The sequence below is a fragment of the Gilliamella sp. W8123 genome, assembly GCF_016101085.1.
Classification (GTDB): domain Bacteria; phylum Pseudomonadota; class Gammaproteobacteria; order Enterobacterales; family Orbaceae; genus Gilliamella; species Gilliamella apis.
This window is the reverse complement of sequence record NZ_JACFRE010000004.1, coordinates 173,312-196,579: the sequence shown is the minus strand read 5'-3', so window position 1 is coordinate 196,579 and position 23,268 is coordinate 173,312. Positions and strand designations below refer to the sequence as shown.

Here is a 23,268-nt window from a genome sequence, read left to right as displayed (position 1 = left end):
TTAATCAATAAAAACCAGACATCCTGTCTGGTTTTTTTACCATTTTTAATAGTTATTTTTATTAAAGATAACTATTGATTAAAATCTAGTTCAAATCATTCGACATTATCAATTTTATTTATCTGTTTACTGGCAAACAGGACGATTAATTTTTAAATCAGATACCGCTTTATTCATCTGTCTAATCATATCTTTAGGACTTTGTGCAATATAAACTTTACCTCGAGTAGCGTTAGCAACACAATCTATTTTATGTTCACCCGCTATATCAACGATATTTATCTTAAGTCGAGGTTTCTGAGCTGCAATATAATTAGCTAGAGTACAAATATTATTCCTTGAGCAGTTATCATCGCCATCACTGATTATAAGGATATAATCATCTCGTTTTACACCATCCAGCATTTTACTTGCTTTTTCTAATCCGCTATAAAGTGGTGTGCCTCCGCCACCAGCTGCACTTGGTGTTAATCGATTAATTTTACTTTTTAAAGCGCCTCTGCCCGAGTAATTATAAAATGGTGTTGTATCTGCCGCTGGACAACTATTTAATGCCACTAATGCTATATTAATATTTTGTTGAATTTTATCGATACTAGTCAATGCCACTTTTTTACTGGTTGATAAACGAGTCGGTAGTCGAGACATCCGTTTTTCATACGCAATTCTTTCTGATGCAGGCATATAGCTAGGGTAGCCATGGGTTAGATAATTAAAATATTGCTGAACTTGTGAAGGAGGTTCAGCTAATGTTATCGTCATTGATAAAGAGTTATCAAAGATCAACGCCATTTTGGATGGATTAGAATTTTTTACCAATTCTTCCTTAGTAATACAATTTGGTGGATTTTTTACTTTTGGCGCTGGTTTAGGTTCTGATTTGCTAACCGACTCTGGTGTTGGGTCAGGTACAACTACAGGTTGTGGCTCTGAAACCTGTGGTTCTGGTTTCAATTCAGGTTTAGGTTTAATGACAAGTTCTGGTTGTTTTGCAAATTCAACGGTTAGTTCAGTTTTTTTCGGTTCAATTGGTTGTGTAATCGCTGGTTCGACGATTGGTTCCACCTTGCTAGTCTTTTTAAAAGGATTAAAAAAGAACCATAACAAACCTAAAATTAATAATAAAAATAAAACTAATATTAAGGTGTACCACCATCGCCAAAAACCTTTTGGCGCGACAATAGGAGGTTCAGGAAATACAATTGGCTCAAAAGTATCAATAATAACTGGTTCATTATTGATCACATAAATTTGATTATTTGGACTTTTAATTCTTGCTAACCATGAAGAAACTAAATTTTTTTGTTGATTATTTAAAGGAATTAATTTTACAGTTGTTTCAATATCATTGATTCGAGTATGTAAAGCATCTTCAATTACTGCTTTTTGCGAGGCGTCATTTATATCATTAAGTGATATAGGTTGACCTTCAAGGTTTGTATACCAAGCAATATATTGGTTATTTTCTATTAATTTTGGTGAAGCAAAAATTGAAAATGTTCTTGCTGTCAAATGAGGTTTAAGTATCGAAAGTAAAGAATTATACTGTTCCAGTGACTGCATCTTGTCTACATTATTATGATCAAAAGCAATACGAGTTATTCTTTGCATCTCTAAACTTATTCCTTGTTACTAAAAAATTAGTATAAAAGCCCATTGGTTAACTAGATATTTTATTTACAAATAGGTTTACTAATATTCATATCTGAAACGGCATTACTCATTTGATTGATAAGCTCGGTTGGATTTTGAGCTATATAAACATTACCACCAGTGCTTTTTGCTACACAATCTATTTTATGCTGTCCAGCAATATCAACAATATTAATTTTTAAACGAGGTTGTTCTGTAGCTATTTTATTAGCAAGAGTACATATATTACTTTTAGTACAATTATCCTCACCATCACTAATAATTAATATATAATCATCACGATTAATGCCATCAAGCATTTTACTGGCCTGTTTAACACCGCTATATAATGGTGTGGCACTATTATATTCTAATGGCTGCAACCGTTTAATTTTACTTTTTAATTTTTCTCTATCTTCATAAGAATAGAATGATGTAGTTTGTGCAGCCGGACAACTTGTTAACGTTACAAGTGAAACATCTATATTTTGTTGTATTTTATCAATACTGGTTAATGCCACTTCTTTACTACTTGATAAACGATTAGGTAATCTGGTCATTTTTCTTTCATAAGCTTCGGCTTCTTTTTCTGTCATCGAATAGAAATCACTTTTTAAATATTTATCGATACTTTCTTGTGATTCCATCAAGGTTAAAGTCATTGAGGCTGAATTATCAAATATCATCACCATTTTAGAAGCAGACTTATTGTTAGTTAATTCTTCTTTAGTTATACAATTCTTAACTTCCGTTACAGGTTCTGTTTTTGGTTCTAAAGCATTGGGTTGTTCAACTACGGGGGTTGATTCAACTTCTTTTTTTTCAGTATTTTGCGAAATTATTGGTAGCGTATCTGATACTTTTTCTTTGCCATAAGGACAAAAAAAGTACCAAACAAGACCAATTAATATAATTAAAAACAGTACAAGCAATAAGAAATACCACCAACGCCAAAATGATTTTGATGCTGGTGGTATTGCGATAGGCTTAGGTAAAATCGGGGCTTTAAATGAATTAACAATAACAGGGTCATCATTAATTACATAAATGGTATTTCCTGAGTTTTTTATTCTCGGTAACCATGCAGATATTAATGCTTGTTCCTCACTTGTCAATGACATTGATTTGATTACGAATTCAAGGTCATTAATTCGCGTATTCAGCTTTTTTTCTATCTGCTTTTTATATTCTTCACTTTCAATATCATCAAGTGAAATAGGTTGCCCTTCTAAATTACTATACCAACCAATATATTGATTATTATCAATTATTTTTGGTTGAGCTAAAATCGAAAATGTTCGTTCAGTTAAATTATTTTTTAGCAATGCTAATAAAGAGTTATATTCTTTTAACAAAGAAATCTTATCCGATTCACTCTGATCAAATATAACTCTTGTTATACGTTGCATGGCTAAATTATTTACCTAAATTTAAAGCTTTTTGTAACTGTTGAAGTTTTTTATTTAACTTATCTAATTCAACTTGTTTTTCAAGTTCAGATGAATTGGAATTGTTAACTTTCTTCAACTGTTGCTCAATATCATTAACTTGTGCTTGTAAATCATCACGATTTTTAGCCTTTTGTTTTACTTCACTAGTTAATTGAGTTAATTCTGTTTTTAATTTTTGCAACTGTGTCTGTTTTTGTTTCACACTTAATGAAGTCGAATTTTTTTGTCTTTCAATCGTTGCATAAATTTCTCTGAATTGTGCATTAGCTCGTTTTTCATTCTCTAAAATTTGCTCTTTTTTATCAATACGAGCTTGATAGTTACCTGAATAATTGCAACTAATTTTATCCATAATACCAATGTTAGTATTAGTTGGGTCACATTGTTCTGGCGTTGTCGAACACCCCGTTATAAGTAACAATGGACTAAGTAAAAATATAATAGATATCTTTTTCATAATTAGCTTACCCTTACAGCTGAACGTTGTTGAGTAACAAGATTAATTTGTTTTTCAAGTACCGCAATTTGTTTATGTAACTGATTAATTTCTTTATCAAGTTTTGACACATTTACACCTGATTGTCGTTCTTGTGAAGAAATTGAAACCCAATCATTTTCAACTTTTTTCATGCGTGATAATTTATCTTTCAAATAAGCAATGTTAGCGTCTATTTGAGTCAGATCTTTTTGGGCCTGTGTTTTAGTGACTGATTGAGAATTAATTTGTTTATTTAACGATTTTAATGTTGCCAAGTTTTTATCTAAAACAGCTCTCGCATTTTCAGTTATAGCTTGGACTTCATAGGTATTTTGCTGAACATCTTGAATATAAACATCAAGTCGCATTTCAGCATCAGCATATTCAGCTCGTTTAGTATCAAGATAATAATTGGCCCCCATCATTACCCCACAACCAACAGCGGCTGAAGCAAGGCATGCCCCGGTTTTACCACCCAATAAAACACAACCAATACCACCGATTCCGGCACCTATAGCACAAGACTGCCATGCTGATTTACTAAAAAATTTGGCGCTATTACTTTTGCTTAAAGCTGGATCAACATCTTTTGAACTTGCACCACCTGATGCTTGACAACCTGATAGAATCAAGGAGATACACAAAGTTATTGTTACTATTAATTTATTCATTATTACTTTCCTTTTATTTCATTACACGTCTCAAGCCAATTTGTTCGGTCGATCTTCCCTGATTCAATATATTTATTAATATGTTTGAAATAGAGTTTTAAGTAATCGCTCATATTAGCTTTACCACTATTTTCAAGTATAAATTGCGTAGGTTTAGATTGATTATTAATAATATCCTTATCATAATTTGTTGCAGTATTTACAATAGTATCTGAATAGTATTTTAATATAAAATCACGTGCATTTTTAGACTCATTTAGGACATTATTTAAATCATTTAGTTTCACTTTGGAACACATATTATCTTCATTCAATGTCTCTATTTCATTTGGATCACATACCTCATTAATCATTGTTTCATATAAATTATTATTATATTCAAATTTAGCATTTAAATCGGAAACATTAGCACATAAAAAAGCACCCAATTGTAATGCTGATTGAATAGAGCGATCTCTTTGTTCATCACGAGCTTGATTGGCACTACGTAAAAGAGCATTAAGTTGATTTAATTCTTTTTTAGTTTTTTCATCATCAACTTGCTTGGTAATTTTTTCTAACTCACTAACCACATTATCATCTTTTGAAAGACCCGCTTGGTTACCCAGTTCATTCCATTCTTTGTCGAGTTCTTTTACTAGCTCATTCGACTGTATAACTTCAGTTGTATAAACTAAACGAAATCCGACATCTTTGCTTTTATAAGCACTTTGAACATCATAGTAAGGTTTTTCTATTTTTAACGAAGTAGTTATTGATGCTTCAGGTGTTAAATAACTTCCTCCACGAACAGTAATACCTCCTTGCTGACCATGATAACGATCAAGTTTATTCATGCGAAATGAATCGAACATCATTTCACTCGCATTACCCAAAATATCATAAAGACCAAGCGGATTGGCTTCTAACCGACCAATAAGTTGTAATTTACCATTGGCTGATTTTGCACCAGAAAACCAAGCATAATTTTCTAAACTATTCCCCATAGGAAATTTTGATTCACGAAATTCTGACTCAGTAACTTTAGCACCACCTCTTGCAGCGTATTCCCATTCAGTATTCGTTGGTAAACGAAAATAACCTTTTGGAACATCATTTGATCTATTTTTTGTTTGTTCAATTAACCAACGATTATATTTATCCGTAAAAGCCACGGCATCAAACCAACTGATGTCAGTAATAGGAAAAGCAAGATTCGTTTTAGCTGTTGGGCAATTATCATTCATAACAGATTGATATTGAAGAGCGGTAATTTCATATTTGCCAATAAGATAATATCTTTCGGCACCTCCATCAGAAAAACTACCTGAGATATAATTAGGTGTTGCATACTCAGCGAAACCAAGTTCTTTTTGGTTATTACCTAAAATAATTTTAATATCATCTAATGGTTTACGTGTTGATGTAAAGACTTTTTTCATTACCAGACTACCTTCACATGGCATAGGTAGAATAACATCATCATTGTCAGGTTTAGGATTATAAAATTTACTATCCCAAGGCTGAGCATATCCACTACTAGGAATAAAACTGAAAGCAATTACCAAAAAAATAGGCTTAAACTTACGCTTCACGTAGGCTTTCTGCTGGTTGAATACTGATGGCACCTCGTCCTCCTATCGCAACAACAATGAATGATATCAATAGTGTTAATATAAATGCGATAATAAAATGATAAAATTGTAATTGACTAACAATTGGTTGTGAAACTAAATTTTTACCTAAAACCAGATTAAATGCACAATTTCCTAATAAAAATAGCAAACATGATACTATAAAAGCTAAAAAGCTTAACGTCATTGCTTGTATCAGTAAATAGAGCATAACTTGCTTAGACTTAAATCCTATAAGCCTCATAAAAGCAATATCTTTACGTTTTCGCTCTATATTAGATAAAAATGAACCACTGAAAGATAATATACATCCAAAAATTGCCGTAATAGCAATCACACTAAAAATAAAACCTAATACTCGGTCAATGGCTTGCATATTTTCAATCGCACTAGCCTGAGTTCTCGTCTCTATATTTTTTTCACGTAATTTAAATGCTAAAGGAGCAACATCATCAAGTGAATCAGCATAAATTCGGGCTCTTGCAAATGAGTTAGGGTAGGAAGAATCAACTAAACCCGTTCCGGTTGGAAAAATTTTACTTTGATAACCATCATAAAAATGTTCCATTTCAATTAAAAGATCTAAGCTTATAAAACCTGCGGCACGACTATAATACGTTTCAGGAATAATGCCAATAACCTCTAATTCTGTTATCCCTTTTTCCAATTTACCATCTAGTTGTCTGGTGATAACCATCTTTATTCGATTACCAATTTTTATTTGCATTTTCTCAGCAGCTAAAGAACTCAATAAAATTTGGTCTTTTTTATCAATCAAAGGCATATCTTGAGTTATTGGATCACCTTTTGCGGTTGGAATAATTTCAGCATTATTAACAAAATGACTTGAATCATTAAGCAAATCAGCTTGAGTATTCAAAGAACGAGTAAGCGGAATAACAAACGCTGTTTCAGGTTGCTTTGCAATCCAATCAAACATTTGTTGATTAAGTTGTAAATTACCAACAATTTTTATCTCTAAATTTTGTGGATCATTAAGTAACTGATGGCGTAGCTGAGCGACAACACCATACTTCAAACTAAACAACAGCAATAATGGCGTAATAACAGATATTATAGATGCGATAATACAAAATGATACTTTCTTGTCATACCATAAATCGGCCAATGATAACCGAGTAATAAATCGCCATTTTGATGTGACATTATCCATCTTTTTACACCCTATTTTATAACGGTAAAAATTCTGATGATTGCGTAGAGGATAATTTTGCCGATAAAGTAAACAATCCTTTATTTTCAATCCGTTGCCAATCATGAGTGACAATCAGAGCTGCAATATTATCTTGTTGAGCTTGCTCTATAATTAAATCAAATAGTAAATTAGCATTATAAGGATCAAGTGCAGAAGTTGGTTCGTCGGCTAACAGTAACGCAGGTTTATGAATAATCGAGCGTATGAAAGATGCTCGTTGTCTTTCACCTATTGATAACTGTTTAGGATATTTATTTAACAAATGACCAATATTCAATTTATCAATTAAGTAATCAAATCTGGTAGTATCAATATTTTTTTGTAATAACTTCGCTGATAATAAAATATTATCTTTAATATTTAAAAACGGTAATAATCCACCTGTTTGTAACATAAATCCCAAATATTTTGCTCGTATAGTCGCTAATTCATTCACATCATTGCGTTGAATCACATCAGCAATATCGTAATTTTGATTATCAACCATAAGATGATAATGGCTGATTTCATCAGGCTGTAAGATCATACCGATCATTTCGAGTAAAGTACTCTTACCACAGCCACTATCACCTTTAATGACAACAACCTGACCGGCTTGAACCGAAAGTTCTGGTAGGCAAACTTTAAAAAAAGATTTGCCTATCGGCCTAGAAATTACCAAGTTATGAATAGTTAACATTTTATGGCAACATTTCTAATGGTACAGGATAGACATTTTCACGTGGATCACTACCTTCAGATAGTGAAATCCAACGATCAACATCAGCATTACATTTTTGATAATAACGGACTTTGCTATTTAGATTACGAATAAACTTTTCTTGTTCAATTCCACTCATACTTTTCCATGTTTCTTGGTCAAGACCTGTTACATCACTTTTATAGGGAATATTATCTAAATATTCACCAAGTAAACCTAAATCAGCAATCTTAGTGACTGAGTCTGATTTTAATTTATTTGGATCTTGTCCCATTGCCGCAGCAACAGAACGTAATTGTGAAAACATATCATCGGCTGAAATTAATCCATCATTAGCTGCATTAGCAATCTTAGTCACAATATCACTCAAATCACTTAATTGTGATTTAGTTAACAAAATTCGCGGTTCCGCAGTTGGAATTGTCGGTTTAATAAAATCTTTATCAGCAATCCATGCTTTGAAAACAGTTGGCGCTTTAGTTCCTTTAGTATCACCTAGATAAGCTAATTGCATCGCCTTACTCAATAGTAAAGCATCTTTTAGCATATTAGAGTTATCATCATCTTTAGCATTAAGCGCATTACCAACTGATGATTCACCTTTATAAGCTAATTTAACTTGCTCTGATAAAGCTTGTGCTAATGAATCTACTTTCTTTCCAAACTCATTAACATCACCAGCATTTACTGGATAATATAATGATTTATGAATAAAATCGTTATAAGTTAAGTCAGAATATTGAGCTGCGGCAACTTGATGATCCTTTTCACCACTTTTTGTTTTTAAATGTAAGGCATAAATTGCAACCCCTTTATGTTGTGCTTCAAGTCGCAATTGGGCAGCATCCATACCGGTGCTTGAAAGTTTATCATCACCAGGAATAGCGCTGGCATCAGTAATCAAAATCATATATCGAGCGCCAAAACTATTCCAATTAATATCATTCAATGCTTGAGATACACCAGCATAAGAGTCTTCGGCAAAATAAGCAGTGGATACTGATGCCTGTTTGAGTGAAGCACTCAACGCTTTAAAATCATCTTTATTTTTTACTTTATTTGGATCTGCAAAAACTTTACTAACAAACTCTAATTTATCTGAGGCTTTTAAACTTGAACGAAACGAAATCAAACCAAATTTAACTTGATCTTGTAAATGTTCTTTTTCAATATGTTGATAAACTCTTTCCACCGCTTCTTTGGTCCTAGAAATATAAGGATCCATTGAAATAGTTGAATCAATAACAAATACAATAGCAGCCTTAAACGGTGCAACTTGATTACTGTTATCATCAGAAGATGAATTCGTAGATTTGTTATTATTTTTAACGACTGTTTCTTGTTTACTAACCGAAGCAACCTCTAAAATTCTTTCATAAAAACCTTGACCATTCATTACCTCTTCACCCTGTAAGATAGGTAATAAATAAAAATTACTTTTAAAATCAATAAATTCTTTAGGTTCTTGAGCCACCACTTGTGGTGCGACTTTATTCTCTTTTAATGCATCACGAATAGGTGTTACTAATGTTTCCGGTTTATCAGCATCAACAATTGTTGATAAAGAAGCTTTATCTTTAAAAAATAATAAAGGATCACGTTCAACAGGATTAGTAAAAACTAAAGTCAATTGCATATTCCAAGCAACAGCACAGGAATTATTAATCCAACCAACAGTTTTACCATATGAATCAGGTCCGACATTTAACCATTCTTGATTATTTTCGTTTTTACGTTCGTACACATAATAACGAGAAAAAGCAGGTACTGATTGACCAGTAGCATCATTAATATTTTTTTTCAACTCACAAGTTGGTGTACTCAAGACTCGCTGATAAAGTGTTGTTTTACCGGCTTGCTTTAATGGTTCTAAAGCCGAACTAACCAAAGGTAAGCAAGTCAGGCTAAATCCGAAAATCAATGTTGAAATTACTGTTTTTTTCATACCTGCACCTTAATTATTTTTGTAATTCTGCTAACCGTTCTTTAGCCAACTCATTATTTGGATCATTATTTAATGACGTTTCATACCAATAAATTGCCGTTTCTTTATCAGCCTTAAAACACTGGTTATCTTGATAAAACTTCATATCGTATTCTTTCGCATAAAGTAGAGCCACTTTGGCATTCAATAAAGATTGATTTGCATATAAACGCTGTGCGATATTACATTTATTAGCTTGTTTGGCCTGATTTATGATATCAATTACGGTGTCAGTATCAGGTTTACTCTGTAAACATTGCTGAATAAAAGATAAATCATCGGTTGTAACATTAGCAACATTACATTGACTATTACTTTGAGTTAGAGACGTTAAAGGATTTTTACCTTGAGAGAATAAGAAATACCATACTCCAACACCAATCCCAGCTAAAGTTAGCAGAATGACAAAAATAATAATAAACAACCCTAATTTACTTCGGGTCTTAGTGGGTTGTGGTGATATTGCTGGTGCAGGCGTTACTTCTATTTCCGTTTCTATCTCTTTTTCAGGCTCTGCTTTTACCTCATTTTCAATCTCAATTATTTGTTCTTCGGTTTCTGGCTCTACAGATTGAGAATCATCAGATTCAACAAGATTAAAAGTTACTTTATCCGACTCTAATGTATTTTGTTCAATCTCATCAGATATTGATGATTGGGTATTTAAAGCAGATGAAGGGAATACTGTTTCAGCAATACTTACCACTCCTCTATCAGTATAGTTTTGATTCTGTTTATCACGAATTTCAGCAAGAAATCTAACACTATTTTCTTGAGATAACAAAGAATCAACTAGCCATTCATCAACGAGACCACTTAATTGCTCATTCTCGACAGACATGCTAGTTACAGTATGCCAATTCTTTTCTGGTCCCCATTGATTAAGACCGGACAAATAATAACCATCTTGGTTGCGTTGAATAAGTATATCAATATCTGCACTACCACTCCATTTTTGCGCAAAAAACTTAGCAACACCCGGTTTATCGCCTTCTAATTCAATTCTTAATGCCATGATATCCTCTATTTCATCACTATGATTGTATTAATATTATTTTATGGATATTTCATATATGTAAGGTAGTTTAAAAAACCACCTTATTGTTATTAAATTGTTGTTATTAAATATATTCACTATAATACTATTATATTTGTGATTCCTTAAAACAAGTTAAAATTTCACCAAGACGAGAGTTTTGTTCTTGGCTTATTTCACGACCAGCATGATGACCAACATTTTCTTGAGCAAGCGTCGCAAAGGCAATAAACCAATCAAATATAGCAAATTGAGAATAATTTTTGGTCTTATCATCAAGTACTGGCAATGGATGTGATAATTGACTTGAGAATTGACTCAATGGCGATGAAAATATCGGCTTACCTTGATTAACACGGCTAACAGGGATATTACTTGTTTGCCCAGGAATAAAACCAAGCCATGCAATAAAATCAGCCAATAACATATTAATAGAGCTAACCTGCCGAGACTCAAGATCATCACGCTTACTACCTACATTTTCATTAGCTAAAACTTTTTCAGTTAAGCTAGTATCAAGTTTCAAACGGTTAGCACCAGTAATCAACTCTTCAACAATAAAAGAGAGTGCTTTCTGATCAATACTGAAAAATTGTAGAATATGTTTATCTAATACAATATTTCTTAAATGTTCTAGCCATGCAGTAAACACATTTTTAGCAAATTTTGATTCGCTAGCGATATTAGCAACTACCTGAGGTTGTAAAGGTGAATTTACTTCCGGAAAAAGTTCAAAGTCGGTATTTAAACCAAAATCGTTTGAAGAATTATCGATTACGTCATCACCGCTAGTATTGCTGATATCATTATCCATATGGCTAGAATGATATAGAGCTCGAATAGTTTGATCCGGCAATTCTAAAACTTTAAGTAATTCACCTAATAATAATGCTTTTCCTTGTAGTTCTTTTACAACATTATTAATTATCTGTTTTTTCTTACCTAATTCTTCATCGCTATCAGCTTGATACCAAGTATCAAAACGCATATTGATAATATAATCAATTTGTTCATTAAGTTGTTCAACAATCCGCTGTTGTTTGACTTCAGTAATGGCGACTTGTTCTAAATACTGGCTAATTCGGCCAATGCCACCATCATTTAATTTTAACATCGCATCCCACGCTTGATCAGGAGCGTTGACATACTCTTGAATATCTGGATTTTCAACGAATGTATTTTTCAACATTAACATTTCTTGTCGATAATTTTCATTGTAAGACAATTCAATATTTGCTTTAGCATCGACATTTAAAAATGGTACGTCAAATCCTGGTTTACGGACCAAAAATACATTGTTAAATTTACCATCATTTGACCAATTGGATAGCCAATCATAACTACCAAAACGTTCTAAAATGGTTTGCTGTAATAAGCCACCTTTACCCCAAGTATTTTTTAAATTGTCTTGGGATAACGACAATGATGCGCCAATTCGTTTATCAAACATCGTGATAGCCCATAGTAATCCAGCTTTCTTTGTTGCTCTTTTATCAGCTGTTTCGCCTTGGGTTTTATCAATCCATCTTTGTAATACTGGACCAACATCATTAACATCTGATTGTTTATCCGATGGCGTACAAACTACCAAAACATTCATCTCTTGGCTATCAGTGTATTTTTCAAAAAGATAAGCGACTTTACCGCGTAATAAAAGTTGAGCGATAGGATTACCTTCTTTGACATCAGAAATAGAAATTAAATTTAATCGACCACGATATCCTGGGAAATCAAGCAGATCGACATTCTCAAAAGTAGGTACACGAGTTTGATTCACTAATGGGAAGATCAATTCTGCAGTTAAAAAGGCTAATTGCGCTAATGATATTGATGTTGGCACTCCATTAAGTGGCGTAACTGTTACCGATGAATCATTTTTAGTATTTAACCTTTCAAGCATATCGACATTCATGATGCTATCAATCTGTGATTTAGTACCATCACCATTGTCCTTAACTAACACGGTGAGGGGCGCATAAATGGTATTTACATGATTTAAGCTTAATAAGGTTGTCGCCAATTGAATATAAATTGCTGTAAGTTCACTGATACCACCCCATAACACAGAAAATAAAGCACCACGGTCTGTAATCGAAAGATAAGGTAACAATGACATGACTTTTTCCCAATAACCACCTTTCAATCCTTCAAGTGAATTGCCAAAATTTTCAGATAAATAATCATATAGATCAACGATATCATCTTCAGTTATACCGCCGGTGTAATCAGCTTGCTTTTTACTTTCGATACGTTGAATAAGTTGATTTAACTCTGAAAACTCAACTTTATTGATAACTTTTTGTTGATCAAAATCTTTAAAATAGGCATTAATTAAGATTTTAACAATTTCTATTTCTTGAAATAATTTCAACTCTAATGGATAGTTGGCAATACCACCTTTGGCTGTCCGACTAAACCGAGTAACAAGTCCGGTTGCCTCTTTACCTCCACCGACAGGATTTACGTGATCAATAAAATCTAAAACTTCATTATCAACTACTGTTTCAAGTTTACCATTTTCACCAGCCGCTAATGCTGAAATAAGATAAGATTTACCTGCTTGTGACAAACCAAAAAAACCGACCGCAACGGATTTAGTCGACACATCACCTAAACGTTTAGCACTATTACGTAATCGGCGTAGATCAAGAATTAAATTATCAGCTTCATTATGCAAACGTTTCGATGAATCTCGGGTTTGATTGACCCATTCAATTGCCTGTGCTGATGCTTGATAAATCTGTTCCCAAGATTTAGGAAGTTGTTCGTTTAAATTTTTCATCGTTTTATCATTCCACTATCAAGCCAATATTGTGTGCTAATTAGGCCAGAATTTACCATTGTATTTAGACTAAGCTTTATATCTTTGGTTTTACTGCAAGCACGTCCATCAGAAGCTTTGACATCTTTAATATAGAAATTCTCAACTGTTTTTTGTCGATTTTTTATTCCTAATGTTACTTCTAAAACTACTCCTTCAGCACTTAATCTTTTAGCCACATCACTATTTTCAATAGTTAAAATATAAATTGCTGAGGCAGGCCAACGATCAATTTCTAACTGTTTGAAACCAAGTCTTGTTGTGCCTCGAATTTCAAAAGAGATCTCAGGAAAATCATAATCAGGATCATCTAAATCGATATCTTGATAATAAATATTTTCTTTTTTTATCATATTTAGATTATCTAATAGACCAATATATTTAACCGTTGAATACAAATCCATATTGGCGGATCTAAAATAAAAATTAGCTAATCTTAGGTTTTTACTTAAGAAACATAACATGGCTCCAACTGCTGCTGTTGTTTTAGGATCATCAATGCGCTCTTGTTTATGGAAAGGATACCAGCCACCGGTATAATAACCATGTAATGGTAAAACACGCCCAGCTGGAATAGATAAGCGAGAACGGAAATAGCTTTGTACACCAGGTAAACGAGATGGTCGACCGGTCAATAACAATACATCACATTGATAACAGCTAATAATTTCAGATAAGGCATCGAATGTTTTACAAATATTATAATAATCACCACGAATAAATAAGTGATGAATACGTTTAAGATTTATTTCAACATTTAAATCAAGAACGGAAAATTCAGGATTATTTAGAGCTCGACGAACCGGTTCATTAATAAAATTAAGAACATTATCTGTCATCACATTATTTTGTAATAACTCACCAAAAGTCATGTTATAAACATGTTTTTCGGAATGTAATGGCTCATAAAGTTCATATAGTTTTAATACCTGTAATCCGACAGGTGTAAATAACTGTAAAGTTAATTGTTGTCGTAACACAGCATCTTGAATTGATACCTGCTGTGAACCAATAATGGTGGATAAAATCGGATTTGGATCAACAAGTCCAACCTGTTTTAATCCATTAGTTAATGAAGATAAAACTGTATCTTGGATGATATCAAGCAAAATATCATCACCTGCAACTTTAAAGCCATCACGAAAGCGTTGAGTTGGAACAAGGTAAGCATTACTACTATTAAGTTGTTTATTGGCTCCATAATCCAGTTCGTAATCATTGATGACCAAATCTGTTGTTCCACCACCAATATCAACTGTGGCAATTGTTAGTTTTTGTTTATTGGTTTTGTCTGGTCGTACCATTGAAGCAATAAATTCTTCTGAACGACCATTATAATTGTTCTGCGTTTCGTTAAAGAGATAAACAACTTGGCCACAGGTTGCTTCGTCCCACTGAATATAAACTTCAGGAATATTTGGCCAAATACTTTTCAATTGTTCAGGATTACTAAAATCAATATTATCTTCAGAATTATCCCAACCTAAGCTTTTCCAAACTAGGCCAATAGCTTGATAAACACAGCTTTTAAATATTGCTTGTTCTGGTTTAGGCATTGCCGGGGGAATGGTAAGAATAATAGAACGCAAATTACGCGGTGTTCTTGCGTGTTCAAGCTTGTTGCGTTGAGCGACACTATTAATTTGCATTAGAGCATGCATTAATACTTCACATAGCATAAATGTCATTAGTGAACTACGTGAATATTTTGGGTGGAAAACGGGTATTTTTCGGTCAAATTCTTCCTCAATTTCATTACTGAGGATATGCAGTGCTTCACCATACTCATTAATTAAACTTGAAAATGGCTCTGCGGTAGCAAATGGCTCATGATCACTTTTGACATAATGAGAATTAAATCGCCAACCTTGCTCATACTTTTCTTGATCCCATAAATAACGTTTCGGGCTTGAAAGTCCGGTAGCACCTTCATTCCCTTCGCGGCGACTAGCTAAACGGCTCGCTTCTTTTCCAACCCGAACAATACTTGGCCAGCGGAATGTATCTCGTCTACCACTTTGTAGTGAAAAATGTTCTTTACCAAAAAAAGTTTGCGCAAATTCTACTCGACTTTCGAATGGTTCATTATAGATATGTTCAGGCTGGGTTAAATCTCGAATTTCAAGCTCATAACGACGATTTAAACTATCTTTATCTTGAATATGATCTTCTATTAAAATGCCACATGTTCTTGAGTTACCAACATCTAAAATCATATCAACAGGAATCGATTTAATCACATCATCTCGATTATTCGAGACAATTTTAATTTTTGGTAACTGTAATGAATCAGCAAGCAAACTAAGAATATTTAAATAATGACCATAATAAGCTTTATTAGCTATTTCTAAATCAATATCGTCTTTATGTACTTTTAGACGTTCTGGTTGAGGCGCTAATTCTTGGAATAAATCAATCAACCAACTGGTGATCCATTTTTGCTCTAAATACCATGAAACTTGATCCGAACGATGAGCTAAACTAAATACGGCACCGGTTTTTACATCATTTTCCGTTGGTGCTAAATAAGCAACATCCTGCATATTGGTAAAAATTTTTGTATCAAAGGCAAAAGTAATACGATGAGTATTGCCATCTGGATCTTCACCTTCAGGAATATTAACAATTCGCACTCGACTCCAGTTATGAGGTCCTTTATCGAAGCGCTCTGGCGGAATTGATCTGAGAATTGGAACTGGCAACCAAATACCATCATATAGTTTTAAGGATTGCTCAACACTAATCTCTTGAGTAGGTGTGACAGCAAAAGAAAGATTATCTGGTGCAAAAAATTTACCATTATCGATATCTTCAATTAATCTAACTAACGCTCCACTTTCTGATGGATCAATAAAACAGCCATTAACTTTACTGCGCCATTGATTATCTTTCCAATCTATTTTTAATGCAAAATCAAGAAATTGAATCCCACTATTCATGATAAGTGTAACTTCTTGACCGTAGTTGCGTATTTCTGGAAGCATATACAATCCTATTGTTTTTTCATCGTAATTGGGAACGAAGTCCCGTTATCATAAATTCCCTGACAATCAGCTTGATTGTTTTTGCCTGATTTACACTGAATTTTTGGTAATTGATATTTAGTATTATCACTGCAAATGGCTTCGGTATTACCAGTAATATTTAAATTAGCATTTTGGATACCTGTGCCAACTTTACCAACACATTTAACGCCATCACTACGAGTAACCGTAACTTCGCCATTACCTTGATTAAAATTATAACTTAATTGTAATGGTTTACCTGTTGCTTTATCTTGAATACCAGCACCAACTGACCATTGACCATTTAAAAAGTTTGTTGATCCCTGTTTTAACGCGTCAGCAGGCAAAGATAAATTATTTACTTGATTAGCATTTGCATTAGCTTGATTGCCTTGATCAGAATTACTATTCGTTATAGCTGGTTTATTATCTAAATCAGGTGTTGGTGGCACTTGTCCATTTTTATCATCTTTATTTTGCCCATCTTGATTATCTTTTTTATCATCAGATGGATTAGCATTACTGCCTTTATCACCTTTATCAGCCTGATTTCCCTGTTCACCTTGTTCGCCATTATTTCCTTTATCATCAGGTGAAGTCGTAGATTGTGGTTGATCTGTAGCACCATCTGAATTTACATTATTGGCTATTCCTTGATCTGATGCTGTTGCTGCCGAATTATCAACTACAGCTGGATCTGTAGCAATACCATTAATTGGCTGTACATTAGGATCTACTGCAACTTTTCCATTTGGTACTATACCATTAACCACAGTAACAGGTTTATCATTAACCTCTTTGATTTCTGGCTCAGGATCTTTTTTCTCTTGCTTGTCCTCTTTATCATTTGCCACTGTTGGAACCGGAATATCAACTTTACTATCTAATGATATTTTAGGATCGATAGATACACTTGGCTTCCAGCTACAACCTTTTAACCAAAATATTGCTAATAATAGTAATAATAACAAGGGTAATAATCCTAACAACCATATCCACCAGCGCTTCCACCAAGGTTTTTTAACAATAACATCTTGTATTGGAGCAGTGGTTGCAACTTTTGGAGCAGCTTTTCGAAATGCTTCTAAACAGTAAAAAGGTGAAGTTGCTTGTGGCGTCTGAGGGTTAACAAATCCCCAAAAAGTGATAACCGGTTTACCATTGACAATATAGACAAACTGATTACTAGGAAAACGTAATGCCATTAAATTAGGTTCAAGACTATCTGAGCTCTGTTTTGGATCGTAAATCAATCGACTAAAAAGTAATTGGTCGCCTTCTAGATTAGGATTATTTGCTAATTTTTGTCCTAACTCAATGACTTTATTTTCGAATTCTTTCAGTAAAACTAGTGCAGACTTTTGTTCATCTTCACTAGCTGAAGTCCACGGGATGATATCATATTGACCATCAGGTAGTTCTGAGTCGAAGGGAATGTACCAATCAACAATATTTCCCTGATCATTACGTTGGGGAATAGCTAAACAATCAGAGTATTGGCGGCCTAATTTAACTCGGAACATTTCACGGATTTGCGAAGCGACAAGATAAGCTGCTTTGCCGTCATGTCCGAGCATTTTAAAGTCTTTAATATCGCCACTGCGCAATAATGTATTTGCCATATATCCTGATATTCCTTTATTTTGATTATATTTTTAATAATTATTATTTGTAATAAATCAATTCTATCAAAAAAGTTAAGTTATTGTCATTGTCAATCAAATAGATAAGATATTTTAGTTATTTTTAATAAAATGAAAATATCTTAATTAGCTCTGTTTAATTAAACAACAAAACTCACCATCTGTCATTGGCAAATTGATGTTTAAAAACCCCTTTCCTCAACTTTTTTTGTAAAATTGTTTAATAAATTCCTCATCAGTTAAGACTCGTAAAGGCTGCATATCACTTTCCCCCCTTATAACTAAAGAAGGATCTGAACGTAAACAAGCTCCACCATAATGACCACCAACGGTAAAGGTACAAATTTGTAAATAACGATCATCAACTTTAGGTAAACACCATAGTTCTTGATAAATGTTTTCTTGTTTAGCAAATCGGCCAACCGTTTTATCCAATACTTGCTCATGACGACCAACTAACTCGATATCACTCCCCCTGCGCCCAGCAATCGGCTTAATGGCATAACCTTTTTTTATTAAGTTGTCATTGAGTTCAAATGTAGATTCCAGCAGATAACGATGGTTTGGAAATAGCGACCATAATACAGGTAAAATAGCTTTGTTACTTGGGATGACTGTCCATAAAGGCTCAAAAACAGAAACCTCAGGTCGAAGTAACACATCTATTAATCTTACCGAATTTTCTGGATGCCACGTTCTAATTGGTAATCCAGCCACTTGGGCTTCGCTCTCTTGACGAAGTTGTTCAAGTACAGTTTCCCATGCCCAAGTTTTCCATACGCAGGTGACCTGACGTTGCTCATCATCTACTAATCGACCTCGTTTATCCCAACTGAGACCTGAGAGTCCACGTAAAATCTTGCTTTCAAATCCAGCTTGAGTCAGCGCTTTTTGCATAAATAATGCATGATAATTTTCTTCGCTATCATTATCTTGCATGATATGTACAAATGCTTTTGCATCACTATGTTTCCAACAGTTAGCTAATGCATTAAGTAGACCAGCACTAGGATTTACTCCAGCATTTAATTCGGCTTGTATTGCCCAATTTTGTAAAATTTGTCCAGCTTCGGTATGGCATGAAGCTGAATCAGCATTATATTCATAAACTTTAAAGCCTCTTTCATCCATACAGAAATCTAGTCGGCCGGTTATCATCTGATAACGGCGTTGTTGCCATGATAATCTAAGCCGAGGCCAAAGTATTTCGGGAATATTGAAATTACACAATAAATTATCATCTTTTAAAACTTTATCGGTAGCATGCAAATACATCAAATGAAGTTCGTTTGTTGCACGAATAAGCTCCTGTTCAGCGCTTTCCGAAATAGTAAAATAACGATACTGATCATCATGGCTTATGGCATGTCCAGTTGCTGACACATAGGCACTTTCTAATGGGTCACTCTCGTTTAACCATTTTTTATCAAATTGACCATGATTTTCGATATGAACACTATGGATATCGAGTAAATGCTTAGCAACATTCGGTTGTGGTAAACTATGAAGAGTATTCTCAGTTTGAATCATCCAGCCTAAAATATTGGTATCATCAAAAGTGTCGTGTAAATAATAGCCATCATTGGATACCGTCATTTTTAATTCTCGAGTCCATTGTTGACCAATAGGAAGCCGAGTATGGACAACATTTTGTTCGGCAATTCTAATTTTATTATCAAAAACTTCAGTAATAATCGCTACATGACCAGTCCTATCAAACATACCGCCATCATCCCATATTAACAATGCTCCCGCTTCTGGCATTTTTTTGCTACCATTAGCAAATGCTTGCAATGGTAAAATGGCTTCATTGATCACTTGACGAAGAAATCGTAATGAAAATATTTCATGAGCCATACCGACATCAGTAAAGACAATCCCATAATTTAAAAATAAAAATCTTCTAGCAAATTCGACACATTGCCACTTATAGCCCATATACTCATGACCAGAATAACTTCTAAATGATGCATCATTAGGGTATTGTTCAGGATTTAATGTTTCATAATCAGAAGAGTAAATAGCAACACCACCCGGTGCATAACCAAGCAATGTACCAAAAGGTTCTTTGTTAGCAGATTGGGATAACATGTTATTTTAGCCTTTTAAAATAATAGTAAGGTAGGTTTTACTAAGCTATGTTAGAATTTGATTATCATAGATCAAATTATAGGCTTTAAAAAGTAATGTTTATTATTCTGATCTTGAAGAATAATAAACTGACTATATATATGGAATATCTTTAATAGCTGTATTGATAAAACGAGAAAAAGACTATTATGCAACAAACAAAATTAAATGAATTATTAGATTTCCCTTGTTCTTTCACTTATAAAGTAATGGGTGAAGCAAAACCAGAACTAGTTGATAAAGTTGTATCTGTGATTCAACGTCATGCACCAGGGGATTATACACCATCGATCAAACCAAGTAGTAAAGGTAATTATCATTCAGTATCCATTACCATTAATGCAACCCATATTGATCAGGTAGAAAATCTATACAAAGAATTAGGTGAAATCGATATTGTAAGAATGGTTTTATAATCTTTATTTAAAAAAATAAGATAATTATAAAAAGAGGGATAGTTTGATCCCTCTTTTTTGAATTAGCCTAAAATTTTAGTCAATTCATTGGTCACAGCGGAAACAGCTTGTGTCCCATCAATACGGAAATATTGAGTTCGACCTTCTTTGGCTTCATGTTGATAATATTTGACTAATGGTTTAGTCAAATCATGATATTCAACAAGACGTTTACGGACGATTTCTTCACTATCATCTTTACGAATAGTTAAAGGTTCGCCAGTTACATCATCAATATTTTCAACTTTTGGTGGATTATGACGAACATGGTAGACACGTCCTGAGCTTGCATGAATACGACGACCACTCATACGGTCAATAATCACTTCATCAGGCACATCAAATTCAAGTACGAAATCAACATCGATACCCGCTTCTTTCATTGCATCTGCTTGCGGCACAGTACGAGGAAAACCATCTAATAAAAAGCCATTTTTACAATCGCTTTGCGCGATACGCTCTTTAACTAATGCAATAACTAACTCATCAGTAACAAGCTTACCATTATCCATTAGCTCTTTTGCTTGTAAACCTAATGGACTTTCTGCTTTTACTGCTGCACGCAACATATCGCCAGTTGAAATTTGCGGAATTCCATATTGTTGCATAATAAATTGTGCTTGAGTTCCTTTTCCTGCTCCTGGTGCGCCTAATAAAATAATTCGCATAAAATAACCTCTTATGGCTTTAAATATAGATACAATTTTCTATTCTGGTAAATAATGAAATATCACTTTACTGCTGGAAATTAAGCCATCAGTGTGACAAATATAGTTAATAGCGCCACAGCCTTTAACCATTTGCGCATTTTGTCGGCAAATTGGGCAAATATACTGTTCTTGATAATGCTGTTTGCAATGAGGACAATCATAATGTTGTGGCGAAACAATACTCATTCTATTATGACACTTAGGACAAATACCTTCTTGCCCACCATCTATCATCTTTGTTTCTGTCATAAGTTATTTACGACCTCGTACATGTTTCATTAAACGACGACGTTTACGTTGTTGCGAAGCAGTCAAACTATTTTTTCGACCTTCGAATGGATTGGCGCCTTCTTTGAATTGAATTCGTATTGGCGATCCCATAATTTTTAAGGAACGTCTAAAATAGTTCATTAAATAACGTTTATAAGAATCAGGTAAATCTTCAACTTGATTACCATGAATAACCACAATGGGAGGATTATAACCGCCGGCATGGGCATATTTTAATTTAACACGACGTCCTCTGACCAATGGTGGTTGATGGTCATCTTGTGCCATTTGCATTATTTTAGTTAATAATGCAGTATTAACACGACGTGTAGCACAATCATATGCTTCTTGAATTGAATCAAATAAGTTACCTACACCACTACCATGAAGCGCAGAGATAAAGTGTAGACGAGCAAAATCGATAAAATCAAGTCGATCATCTAACGTAGTTTTCACTTGTTCTTTAATATCTTGTGATAAACCATCCCACTTATTAACAGCAATAACCAGTGAGCGCCCACTATTAATAATAAAGCCAAGCAAAGACAAATCTTGATCAGAAATACCTTCTCGGGCATCAATGACCAAAATTACGACGTTAGCATCTTCAATTGCTTGTAACGTTTTAATAACCGAGAATTTCTCAACGGTTTCCGTTACCTTACCTCGTTTACGAACACCAGCAGTATCGATCATAATATATTCACGATCATCACGTGTCATTGGTATATAAATACTGTCACGTGTTGTACCTGGCATATCATAAACCACAACCCTTTCTTCACCTAGAATCCGATTAGTTAGTGTTGACTTACCAACATTTGGTCTACCAACAATAGCAACTTTGATTGGTTGGTTGATGAGCGACTCGGCTTCATCTTCAATATCATCATAAGATTCAGGAAGAACGTCATCTAGCTCATCCTCTGACAAGACTTCATTTTGATCATTGGCAAAATGAAAAATAGGATCGAGCACCGTTTCGATTAATACATTCACTCCACGACCATGACTCGCGGCAATCGGATGAATGTCACCTAATCCTAAACTATAAAAATCAGAGATTGCGCTATCGGCATCAATACCATCAATTTTATTAGCAACTAAAAACGTTGCTTTTTGGCGAGATCGAAGATGTTTAGCAATTGCATGATCAGCTGGCATCGCACCGGCCCTTGCATCTACAAGAAATAGTACGATATCCGCTTCTTCAATTGCTTGTAAGGATTGTTCTGCCATAAAGCTTTCAACCCCATCTTCAGTGCCATCAATACCACCTGTATCAATGACTATATATTCGTGCCCTTTGATTTCGGCTCGGCCATACTTACGATCTCGCGTTAATCCAGGGAAATCCGCCACTAAGGCGTCTCGAGTTCGAGTTAATCGATTAAATAGAGTCGATTTTCCTACATTCGGACGACCAACTAGTGCGACAACAGGTACCATATTT

17 protein-coding genes are annotated in these 23,268 nt (G+C 33.9%); 1 reads left to right on the top strand and 16 read right to left on the bottom strand.

The window, feature by feature from the left end:
• Positions 1-126 precede the first annotated feature (126 nt).
• The 13 genes from H3T56_RS06765 to gss all read right to left on the bottom strand — a co-directional run bounded on the left by H3T56_RS06765 (position 127) and on the right by gss (position 20,341).
• Complete coding sequence (locus tag H3T56_RS06765) at positions 127-1,611, bottom strand: VWA domain-containing protein (protein ID WP_198192331.1); 1,485 nt, start codon at positions 1,609-1,611, stop codon at positions 127-129.
• A 62-nt stretch (positions 1,612-1,673) separates the two neighbouring features.
• Positions 1,674-3,041, bottom strand: coding sequence for a VWA domain-containing protein (locus H3T56_RS06760; RefSeq protein ID WP_198192330.1), 1,368 nt, complete (start codon positions 3,039-3,041; stop codon positions 1,674-1,676).
• 7 nt (positions 3,042-3,048) lie between these two features.
• On the bottom strand, positions 3,049-3,540 hold the full coding sequence (locus H3T56_RS06755; RefSeq protein ID WP_034901911.1) for a hypothetical protein: 492 nt from the start codon (positions 3,538-3,540) through the stop codon (positions 3,049-3,051).
• A gap of 2 nt (positions 3,541-3,542) precedes the next feature.
• On the bottom strand, positions 3,543-4,232 hold the full coding sequence (locus H3T56_RS06750) for a hypothetical protein (protein ID WP_198192329.1): 690 nt from the start codon (positions 4,230-4,232) through the stop codon (positions 3,543-3,545).
• Between the two features lie 2 nt (positions 4,233-4,234).
• The gene (locus tag H3T56_RS06745; protein ID WP_198192328.1) at positions 4,235-5,839 is read right to left on the bottom strand and encodes an SUMF1/EgtB/PvdO family nonheme iron enzyme; all 1,605 of its coding nucleotides are present in this window, start codon (positions 5,837-5,839) and stop codon (positions 4,235-4,237) included.
• Positions 5,796-7,019 carry an ABC transporter permease gene (locus H3T56_RS06740; RefSeq protein ID WP_198192327.1) on the bottom strand — a complete coding sequence of 408 codons (1,224 nt, stop codon included), beginning with the start codon at positions 7,017-7,019 and terminating at the stop codon, positions 5,796-5,798. The genes H3T56_RS06745 and H3T56_RS06740 overlap by 44 nt, the downstream gene beginning before the upstream one ends.
• A 16-nt stretch (positions 7,020-7,035) precedes the next feature.
• On the bottom strand, positions 7,036-7,740 hold the full coding sequence (locus H3T56_RS06735) for an ABC transporter ATP-binding protein (protein WP_198192326.1): 705 nt from the start codon (positions 7,738-7,740) through the stop codon (positions 7,036-7,038).
• 1 nt (position 7,741) lies between these two features.
• Complete coding sequence (locus H3T56_RS06730) at positions 7,742-9,706, bottom strand: vWA domain-containing protein (RefSeq protein ID WP_198192325.1); 1,965 nt, start codon at positions 9,704-9,706, stop codon at positions 7,742-7,744.
• A gap of 13 nt (positions 9,707-9,719) precedes the next feature.
• Positions 9,720-10,760, bottom strand: a complete 1,041-nt coding sequence (locus H3T56_RS06725) for a hypothetical protein (RefSeq protein WP_198192324.1) — start codon at positions 10,758-10,760, stop codon at positions 9,720-9,722.
• A 130-nt stretch (positions 10,761-10,890) separates the two neighbouring features.
• Positions 10,891-13,563 (bottom strand): putative virulence factor, encoded by a 2,673-nt coding sequence (locus tag H3T56_RS06720; RefSeq protein ID WP_198192323.1) that lies wholly within the window; start codon positions 13,561-13,563, stop codon positions 10,891-10,893.
• Positions 13,560-16,586, bottom strand: a complete 3,027-nt coding sequence (locus tag H3T56_RS06715) for a virulence factor SrfB (RefSeq protein ID WP_034901945.1) — start codon at positions 16,584-16,586, stop codon at positions 13,560-13,562. The genes H3T56_RS06720 and H3T56_RS06715 overlap by 4 nt, the downstream gene beginning before the upstream one ends.
• Before the next feature lie 8 nt (positions 16,587-16,594).
• Complete coding sequence (locus H3T56_RS06710) at positions 16,595-18,229, bottom strand: SrfA family protein (RefSeq protein ID WP_198192322.1); 1,635 nt, start codon at positions 18,227-18,229, stop codon at positions 16,595-16,597.
• Positions 18,230-18,448: 219 nt separating this feature from the next.
• Positions 18,449-20,341, bottom strand: a complete 1,893-nt coding sequence (gss, locus tag H3T56_RS06705; protein WP_065614687.1) for a bifunctional glutathionylspermidine amidase/synthase — start codon at positions 20,339-20,341, stop codon at positions 18,449-18,451.
• A gap of 188 nt (positions 20,342-20,529) precedes the next feature.
• Between gss and ybeD the strand changes: the two genes are divergently transcribed.
• A complete protein-coding gene (ybeD, locus tag H3T56_RS06700; RefSeq protein WP_065577848.1) occupies positions 20,530-20,796 on the top strand; it encodes a DUF493 family protein YbeD in 267 nt (88 codons plus the stop codon).
• Positions 20,797-20,858: 62 nt separating this feature from the next.
• Here ybeD and adk read toward each other — a convergent pair whose 3' ends face one another.
• The 3 genes from adk to der are packed head-to-tail and all read right to left on the bottom strand — an operon-like array spanning position 20,859 to position 23,264.
• Positions 20,859-21,503 (bottom strand): adenylate kinase, encoded by a 645-nt coding sequence (gene adk, locus H3T56_RS06695; protein ID WP_065577849.1) that lies wholly within the window; start codon positions 21,501-21,503, stop codon positions 20,859-20,861.
• 39 nt (positions 21,504-21,542) lie between these two features.
• On the bottom strand, positions 21,543-21,794 hold the full coding sequence (locus tag H3T56_RS06690) for a zinc-ribbon domain-containing protein (protein ID WP_198192321.1): 252 nt from the start codon (positions 21,792-21,794) through the stop codon (positions 21,543-21,545).
• 3 nt (positions 21,795-21,797) lie between these two features.
• On the bottom strand, positions 21,798-23,264 hold the full coding sequence (gene der, locus H3T56_RS06685; protein WP_198192320.1) for a ribosome biogenesis GTPase Der: 1,467 nt from the start codon (positions 23,262-23,264) through the stop codon (positions 21,798-21,800).
• Between the last annotated feature and the right edge of the window lie 4 nt (positions 23,265-23,268).

Coding starts and splice junctions, on each gene's coding strand:
- H3T56_RS06765 (WP_198192331.1), bottom strand. CDS start 1,611: ATGCAAAGAATAACTCGTATTGCTTTTGATCATAATAATGTAGACAAG.
- H3T56_RS06760 (WP_198192330.1), bottom strand. CDS start 3,041: ATGCAACGTATAACAAGAGTTATATTTGATCAGAGTGAATCGGATAAG.
- H3T56_RS06755 (WP_034901911.1), bottom strand. CDS start 3,540: ATGAAAAAGATATCTATTATATTTTTACTTAGTCCATTGTTACTTATA.
- H3T56_RS06750 (WP_198192329.1), bottom strand. CDS start 4,232: ATGAATAAATTAATAGTAACAATAACTTTGTGTATCTCCTTGATTCTA.
- H3T56_RS06740 (WP_198192327.1), bottom strand. CDS start 7,019: ATGGATAATGTCACATCAAAATGGCGATTTATTACTCGGTTATCATTG.
- H3T56_RS06735 (WP_198192326.1), bottom strand. CDS start 7,740: ATGTTAACTATTCATAACTTGGTAATTTCTAGGCCGATAGGCAAATCT.
- H3T56_RS06730 (WP_198192325.1), bottom strand. CDS start 9,706: ATGAAAAAAACAGTAATTTCAACATTGATTTTCGGATTTAGCCTGACT.
- H3T56_RS06725 (WP_198192324.1), bottom strand. CDS start 10,760: ATGGCATTAAGAATTGAATTAGAAGGCGATAAACCGGGTGTTGCTAAG.
- H3T56_RS06720 (WP_198192323.1), bottom strand. CDS start 13,563: ATGAAAAATTTAAACGAACAACTTCCTAAATCTTGGGAACAGATTTAT.
- H3T56_RS06715 (WP_034901945.1), bottom strand. CDS start 16,586: ATGCTTCCAGAAATACGCAACTACGGTCAAGAAGTTACACTTATCATG.
- H3T56_RS06710 (WP_198192322.1), bottom strand. CDS start 18,229: ATGGCAAATACATTATTGCGCAGTGGCGATATTAAAGACTTTAAAATG.
- gss (WP_065614687.1), bottom strand. CDS start 20,341: ATGTTATCCCAATCTGCTAACAAAGAACCTTTTGGTACATTGCTTGGT.
- ybeD (WP_065577848.1), top strand. CDS start 20,530: ATGCAACAAACAAAATTAAATGAATTATTAGATTTCCCTTGTTCTTTC.
- adk (WP_065577849.1), bottom strand. CDS start 21,503: ATGCGAATTATTTTATTAGGCGCACCAGGAGCAGGAAAAGGAACTCAA.
- H3T56_RS06690 (WP_198192321.1), bottom strand. CDS start 21,794: ATGACAGAAACAAAGATGATAGATGGTGGGCAAGAAGGTATTTGTCCT.
- der (WP_198192320.1), bottom strand. CDS start 23,264: ATGGTACCTGTTGTCGCACTAGTTGGTCGTCCGAATGTAGGAAAATCG.